Origin of the sequence: Rhodovulum sp. (genome assembly GCF_011048875.1) — a bacterium.
Classification (GTDB): Bacteria; Pseudomonadota; Alphaproteobacteria; order Rhodobacterales; family Rhodobacteraceae; genus Rhodovulum; species Rhodovulum tesquicola.
The window spans coordinates 1-6,882 of record NZ_DSDD01000418.1 but is presented as its reverse complement, the minus strand read 5'-3'; the positions used below and the strand labels follow the sequence as shown (position 1 = coordinate 6,882).

General features: G+C 66.2%; 9 protein-coding genes. All 9 read left to right on the top strand.

What is annotated here, in order from left to right; translation table 11 throughout:
- The first annotated feature begins 23 nt into the window (after nt 1-23).
- Nucleotides 24-662 carry a 2-amino-4-hydroxy-6-hydroxymethyldihydropteridine diphosphokinase gene (gene folK, locus ENN83_RS14390; protein ID WP_287188085.1) on the top strand — a complete coding sequence of 213 codons (639 nt, stop codon included), beginning with the start codon at nt 24-26 and terminating at the stop codon, nt 660-662.
- A gap of 36 nt (nt 663-698) precedes the next feature.
- The gene (gene rpoZ, locus ENN83_RS14385) at nt 699-1,055 is read left to right on the top strand and encodes a DNA-directed RNA polymerase subunit omega (RefSeq protein ID WP_287188082.1); all 357 of its coding nucleotides are present in this window, start codon (nt 699-701) and stop codon (nt 1,053-1,055) included.
- 46 nt (nt 1,056-1,101) lie between these two features.
- Nucleotides 1,102-3,222, top strand: coding sequence for a RelA/SpoT family protein (locus tag ENN83_RS14380; protein WP_287188080.1), 2,121 nt, complete (start codon nt 1,102-1,104; stop codon nt 3,220-3,222).
- 31 nt (nt 3,223-3,253) lie between these two features.
- Complete coding sequence (locus ENN83_RS14375) at nt 3,254-3,895, top strand: DUF2062 domain-containing protein (RefSeq protein WP_349760139.1); 642 nt, start codon at nt 3,254-3,256, stop codon at nt 3,893-3,895.
- 29 nt (nt 3,896-3,924) lie between these two features.
- On the top strand, nt 3,925-4,674 hold the full coding sequence (locus ENN83_RS14370; RefSeq protein WP_287188075.1) for a pyridoxine 5'-phosphate synthase: 750 nt from the start codon (nt 3,925-3,927) through the stop codon (nt 4,672-4,674).
- Nucleotides 4,675-4,690: 16 nt separating this feature from the next.
- Nucleotides 4,691-5,092, top strand: a complete 402-nt coding sequence (acpS, locus tag ENN83_RS14365; RefSeq protein WP_287188072.1) for a holo-ACP synthase — start codon at nt 4,691-4,693, stop codon at nt 5,090-5,092.
- A gap of 87 nt (nt 5,093-5,179) precedes the next feature.
- Complete coding sequence (lepB, locus tag ENN83_RS14360; protein ID WP_287188069.1) at nt 5,180-5,971, top strand: signal peptidase I; 792 nt, start codon at nt 5,180-5,182, stop codon at nt 5,969-5,971.
- A gap of 5 nt (nt 5,972-5,976) precedes the next feature.
- Entirely contained in the window at nt 5,977-6,666 is a 690-nt protein-coding gene (gene rnc, locus ENN83_RS14355; protein ID WP_287188091.1) for a ribonuclease III, read from the top strand.
- Nucleotides 6,667-6,723: 57 nt separating this feature from the next.
- Nucleotides 6,724-6,882: IS630 transposase-related protein (locus ENN83_RS17210; RefSeq protein WP_414707673.1), on the top strand; the 159-nt coding region annotated here is incomplete at its 3' end.

Sequence of the window (6,882 nt, the reverse complement as noted above, 5' to 3'; positions counted from 1 at the left end):
CTGAAATCTAAGGATGGAGGCCGATGCCGCAACCGGGAAATCACGTAAAAACCCGTCCAAAAGGACAGGTTGCGCTGGGAACGAACGTCGCGGTCGGCGCCGACCCCCTGCAGAAGACACTTGCTCGCGCGCTTGCGGCGCTGGACAGCCAAGCGATTCGGGTCACCAGAATCAGCAGCTTGTACCACACACCATGCTGGCCTCCGGGCAGCGGTCCCGATTTCGTGAATGCGGTGGCCGAGATCGAGACCACGCTGCCGCCCGACGCGATCCTCGCGCGCCTGCACGCGGTCGAGGCGACCTTTGGACGCGTGCGCCGCGACCGCTGGGGGCCGCGCCCCCTCGATCTTGACCTGCTCGCGCTGGGCGATCTGGTGCTGCCCGACGTGGAGACCCATACCCGCTGGCGCGACCTTCCCGCCGAGGAGCAGGCGACGCAGGCCCCCGACGGTCTGATCCTGCCCCATCCCCGCCTGCAGGACCGCGCCTTCGTGCTGGTGCCGCTGGCCGAGATCTCACCCGACTGGCGCCATCCGATCCTGGGGCGGACCGTGCGCCAGATGCTGGCGGCCCTGCCCGCGACGGAAAAGGCCGCGATTGTTCCGATTTCGGGGCCGTGGGAGAGTCTTTCCGCCCTTGTCAAGTCATTTGAGACCCAATAGAAGGGGGCTTCAATCTCCCAGGGATCGGAGTGCGCCATGGCCCGCGTGACGGTAGAAGATTGCGTTGACAAGGTTCCGAACCGGTTCGAACTGGTTCTGCTCGCGTCGCACCGGGCGCGCGAGATCGCGGCCGGCAGCGCGCTGACCATCGACGACGACAACGACAAGAACCCCGTCATCGCGCTGCGCGAAATCGCCGAGGAAACCCAGTCGGCCGACGAGCTGCGCGAGCGGATGATCGAGGCCAACCAGACCCAGATCGAGGTTGACGAGCCCGAAGAGGATTCCATGGCGCTGCTGATGGGCGGCGGAATGCCCGACCGTCCGTCGGATGACGACATGTCGGAAGAGAAGCTGCTGCGCGCCCTGATGGAAGCGCAGGCACAGCGTTGACCCCCGGGGCGCGCCCCTTGCTGCGCCCCCCTGGATTGGCCGCCGGATGATCGACGTCGAAGACCTGATCTCGCTGGTGCGCAACTACAATCCCAGAACCGACGAGGATCTGATCCGTCGCGCCTATGCCTACGGGCGCGAGATGCATGCCGGTCAGCTGCGCCGCTCGGGCGAGGAATATTTCACTCACCCTGTTTCGGTCGCCGCGATCCTGACCGAACAACGGCTGGACGACGCCACGATCATCACCGCGCTTCTGCACGACACGATCGAGGACACGAAATCCACCTATTCCGAGGTCGCGCGGCTGTTCGGCGACGAGGTCGCGGAACTGGTCGATGGCGTGACCAAGCTGACCAACCTGCAGCTGTCCTCTTCCGCGACCAAGCAGGCCGAGAATTTCCGCAAGCTGTTCATGGCGATGTCCAAGGATCTGCGGGTGATTCTGGTGAAGCTCGCCGACCGGCTGCACAACATGCGCACGATCAAGTCGCTGCCGCATGAAAAGCAGGTCCGCAAGAGCCACGAGACGATGGACATCTTCGCGCCGCTTGCCGGCCGGATGGGCATGCAGTGGATGCGCGAGGAACTGGAGGATCTGGCGTTTCGCGTGCTGAACCCCGAGGCGCGCAACTCGATCATGCGCCGCTTCATCACGCTGCAGCGCGAATCGGGCGACGTGATCCAGAAGATCACCCAGGACATCCGCAAGGAACTGGAACGCGAGGGGGTGGAGGCCGATGTCTTCGGCCGCGCCAAGAAGCCCTATTCCATCTGGCGCAAGATGGAAGAGAAGCAGCAGGGCTTCTCGCGGCTGTCCGACATCTACGGTTTCCGCGTCATCACCGAGACCGAGGGCGATTGCTACCGGGTGCTGGGCGCGATTCATCGCCGCTGGCGCGCGGTGCCGGGCCGGTTCAAGGACTATATCAGCCAGCCCAAGTCGAACGGCTACCGCTCGATCCAGACCACCGTCTCGGGCCGCGACGGCAAGCGAGTCGAGGTGCAGATCCGCACCCGCCAGATGCACGAGGTGGCCGAGGCGGGCGTCGCGGCGCACTGGTCCTATCGCGACGGTGTCCGGGCCGAGAACCCCTTTGCGGTCGATCCGGCCAAGTGGCTGGCATCCCTGACCGAACGCTTCGAGAATGCCGAGGATCACGATGAGTTCCTCGAGCATGTCAAGCTGGAGATGTATACCGACCAGGTGTTCTGCTTCACGCCCAAGGGCGATGTGATCAAGCTGCCCCGGGGGGCGACCCCGCTGGACTACGCCTATGCGATCCATACCCGGATCGGGGATTCTTGCGTCGGCGCCAAGGTGGACGGCATCCGCGTGCCGCTGTGGACGCGGCTGAAGAACGGGCAATCGGTCGAAATCATCACCGCCGAGGGCCAGCGTCCGCAGGCGACCTGGATCGACATCGTGGTGACGGGACGGGCCAAGGCCGCGATCCGCAAGTCGCTGCGCGAGGAAGATCGCGAGCGTTACATCAAGCTTGGCCGCGAACTGGCGCGGGTGGCCTTCGACCATGTGGGCAAGCGGTCGACCGAAAAGGCGCTGAGGACGGCCGCGCGCAGCTTCGGGCTCAGTGGCGCGGGCGAACTGCTGGCCCGGCTCGGTTCGGCCGAATTGCGCGCCCAGGACGTGGTCGAGGCGCTTTATCCCGAACTCGCCACCGCCCGCGGCGACGAGATCGACGCAAGCCGCGCGGTGGTGGGCCTGTCGCCCGACGAGACCTTTGCGCGCGCGCCCTGCTGCCAGCCGGTGCCGGGTGAGCGGATCGTGGGCATCACCTGGCGCGGGCGCGGCGTGGTGGTGCATGCCATCGACTGCCCGGTGCTGGAAAGGTTCGAGGACCAGCCCGACCGCTGGATCGACCTGCACTGGCATTCGGGCAAGCACCCGGCGGTGCACAGCGTCGGGCTTTACATCACGATCCGTAACGATGCGGGCGTGCTGGGGCGCATCTGCACCCTGATCGGAGAACAGAAGGCCAATATTTCCGACATGGAATTCGTCGACAAGAAGCCGGATTTTTACCGTTTGCTGATTCAGGTTGACCTGCGGGACGTCGAACATCTTCACACCGTGATGACCGCCCTTGAGGCGGAAAGCGATGTCGCCGAGATAGAACGGTATCGGAACCCCGAGCGCGCCGAGTGACGGCCGCCCGCACACAAGGACGACCGGCTTGGTGTTCAAGCGCCGCGACAAGCGAAAGTTCGGCCGGATCATGCTGGACAGCGTCTATCCGCGCGGCGGATGGGGGCGGGCGCTGTACTATATCACCCATCGGGTGCGCCGCCTTCCGGACACGCCGCAAAAGATCGCGCGGGGCATCTTCGCGGGGGTCTTCGTCAGCTTCACGCCGCTTTACGGGCTGCACTTCTTCCTCGCCGCCCTGATCGCCTGGGGGCTGCGCGGCAACATCCTGGCTGCGCTGCTGTCCACGCTCTTCGGCAACCCGCTGACCTATGTGCCGATCGCGATGGTCTCTCTGAAGACCGGGCATTTCCTGCTTGGCAGCCGCTTCGACGAACCCAGCGAGACCACGCTGGTCGCCAAGTTCCGCGGCGCGGGCGAGGATCTTATGGACAATCTCGTGGCGGTCTTCACCGGGGCCGAGGCGAACTGGGCCAGGCTGGGCCAGTTCTATCACGAGCTGTTCCTGCCCTATCTGATCGGCGGGATCGCGCCGGGGATTGCCGCGGGGCTGGTGGCCTACTACCTCAGTGTTCCGGTGATCACCGCATACCAGAATCGCCGCCGCGGGCGGCTGAAGGAGAAACTGGCCGAACTGCGCCAAAAGGCGGGCACGGCCGACGACCGGCCCTGAGGCCGGGCAGGGAACAAGGGGGCAAGGACATGGCGGACGGCACGCATCTTCGGCTGGGCGTGAATATCGACCACGTGGCGACCGTCAGGAACGCCCGCGGGTCGGCCTATCCCGATCCGATCCGGGCGGCGAAACTGGCCGAGGAGGCGGGCGCCGACGGCATCACGGCCCATCTGCGCGAGGATCGCCGGCATATCTCGGATGCCGATATCGACGGGTTGATGGCCGCGCTGAGGGTGCCGCTGAACCTGGAAATGGCCGCCACCGACGAGATGCAGGCGATCGCGCTGCGGCATCGGCCGCACGCGGTCTGCCTTGTGCCCGAAAAGCGCGAGGAACGCACCACGGAAGGCGGGCTGGATGTTGCGCAGGACGAGAACCGGCTCGCGCATTTCATTGCGCCGCTGCGCGATGCGGGCTGCCGGGTGTCGATTTTCATTGCCGCCGATCTTGCCCAGGTCGAGGCCGCGGCCCGGATCGGCGCGGCGGTGGTCGAACTGCATACCGGCGCCTATTGCGACCTGCATGCCGAAGGACGCTTCGACGAGCGCGACGTCGAACTCGCGCGGCTGCGCGCCATGGCCGCGCATGCCGACAAACTGGGGCTGGAGGTTCATGCCGGTCACGGGCTGACCTATGACACCGTCGGCCCCGTCGCGGCCTTTCCGCAGGTCAGGGAACTGAATATCGGCCATTTCCTGATCGGCGAGGCGATCTTCCTCGGCCTTGGCCCCGCCATCGCCGAGATGCGCCGGTGCATGGACGAGGCGCGGACGTGACCGCAGGCGCTGCCCGATGATCCTCGGCATCGGCACCGATCTGGCCAATATCGAGCGGGTCCAGCAGACGCTGGCGCGTTTCGGTGACCGTTTCCGCAACCGGGTCTTCACCGAGGCCGAGCAGCAGAAGGCCGAGCGCCGCGCCGATGTGGCTGGCACCTATGCCAAGCGCTGGGCCGCCAAGGAGGCCTGTTCCAAGGCGCTGGGCACCGGGCTGCGCATGGGCATCGCCTGGAAGGACATGTCGGTGGCCAATCTCGAGACCGGCCAGCCGGTGATGCGGCTGACCGGCTGGGCGGCCGAGCGACTGGCCGAGATGACGCCCGGGGGCCACGAGGCGATCGTGCATGTCTCGCTGACCGACGATCACCCCTGGGCGCAGGCCTTCGTGGTGATCGAGGCGCGTCCCTGCCCGTGACGGCGGCCGGGGTCGGGCCGTCGCCTTGACAGCCCCGGCCCGCCCGCGCATGAAGCGGGGGCTGACACAAGGGGCAGGACCGGACAGATGGCGAAAGCGGGCGACAAGAAGGATGGCGGTCTGGTCGAGACGATCAAGACCATCTTCTGGGCGCTGCTGATCGCGGGGATCTTCCGCACCCTGTTCTTCCAGCCGTTCTGGATCCCCTCGGGCAGCATGAAGGACACGCTGCTGATCGGCGATTTCCTGTTCGTCAACAAGATGGCCTATGGCTATTCGCGCTATTCCTGCCCGTTCTCGATGTGCCCCTTCGAGGGTCGGCTCCTCGCCTCGGAACCCGAACGCGGCGATGTCGTGGTGTTCCGCCATCCGGTGAACGGATCGGATTTCATCAAGCGGCTGATCGGGATGCCCGGCGACACGGTGCAGATGCGTGAGGGGTTGCTCTATCTCAACGGCGCCCCGGTCGATGTGAAACCCGCAGGCCGGTTCGAAGAGGTCTATGACCGCCAGGGGCCGATGGGCTATTATCCGCAATGCGAGAACGCGCCGGTGGGCGAGGGCGGCACCTGCACCAAGTCGCGCTATCGTGAAACGCTGCCCGGCGGGGCGTCGCACAACATCCTGAACATTCGCGACGGGTTTTTCTCGGACAACACGCCGCTCTTTACCGTGCCCGAGGGGCATTACTTCTTCATGGGCGACAACCGCGACAACAGCCAGGACAGCCGCTATGCGCGCGCCAATGGCGGGGTCGGCTTCGTGCCGGCCGAGAACCTGATCGGGCGCGCGGACCGGGTGATGTTCTCGTCCGCGGGGCGGTCGCTTTTCTTCGTCTGGACCTGGCGGCCCGACCGGTTCTTCAAGAAGATCGAGTGAGTCGCGTGAAGCTGTCGGCCGAACTTGCCGCGTTCAGCGGACGCCTGGGCCACAGCTTTGCCCGGCCCGAACTGCTGTTGCGCGCGCTGACCCATTCCTCGCTGTCCAGCCCGACCCGGCCGGACAACCAGCGGCTGGAATTCCTGGGCGACCGGATCCTGGGCTTGGTGATGGCCGAGGCGCTGTTGCTGGCCGACAAGGGCGCGACCGAAGGCCAGCTTGCGCCACGGTTCAATGCGCTGGTCCGGCGCGAGACCTGCGCCGATGTCGCCCGCGAGATCGGGTTGGGCGACGTGCTGAAACTCGGCCGGTCCGAGATGATGTCGGGCGGACGGCGCAAGGAGGCGCTGCTGGCCGATGCGATGGAGGCGGTGATCGCCGCGGTCTATCGCGACGCGGGCTTCGAGGCGGCGCGCGATCTGGTCCTGCGGCTATGGGGGACGCGGATCGGCGCGGTCGAGCCCGACGCCCGCGATGCCAAGACCGCGTTGCAGGAATGGGCCCAGGCCCGCGGCCTGACCCCGCCGCATTATGTCGAGATCGCCCGTGAAGGCCCCGACCACGCCCCGGTCTTCACGATCGCCGCGCGGCTTTCGACCGGCGAGGAGGCGCAGGCCACTGCAGGCGCCAAGCGCCAGGCGGAACAGGCCGCCGCCAAGGCGCTGCTCGATCGGATTGGCAGGGACGAGGGCTAGAGTCGACCGCGACCAAGTTGAATCTTTGGGATTCACATTCGGGGTGATTTCTGATTCATGCTGACTGCCGGGAAGGAGGCGGCATGGATGGGGAAACCGTATTCTTCTGATTTGCGCCAGCGGTTTGTGGCCGCTCTGGATGAAGGCATGTCGGCCAGTGCTGCGGGCCGCAGGATGCGGATTGCGCGCGCGACAGCCGTCAGGTGGGCCGCCACG

Bases quoted from the DNA above. Each gene is read 5' to 3' on its own strand.
- ENN83_RS14380 (WP_287188080.1), top strand. From the start codon at position 1,102: ATGATCGACGTCGAAGACCTGATCTCGCTGGTGCGCAACTACAATCCC.
- rpoZ (WP_287188082.1), top strand. From the start codon at position 699: ATGGCCCGCGTGACGGTAGAAGATTGCGTTGACAAGGTTCCGAACCGG.
- ENN83_RS14370 (WP_287188075.1), top strand. From the start codon at position 3,925: ATGGCGGACGGCACGCATCTTCGGCTGGGCGTGAATATCGACCACGTG.
- lepB (WP_287188069.1), top strand. From the start codon at position 5,180: ATGGCGAAAGCGGGCGACAAGAAGGATGGCGGTCTGGTCGAGACGATC.
- folK (WP_287188085.1), top strand. From the start codon at position 24: ATGCCGCAACCGGGAAATCACGTAAAAACCCGTCCAAAAGGACAGGTT.
- acpS (WP_287188072.1), top strand. From the start codon at position 4,691: ATGATCCTCGGCATCGGCACCGATCTGGCCAATATCGAGCGGGTCCAG.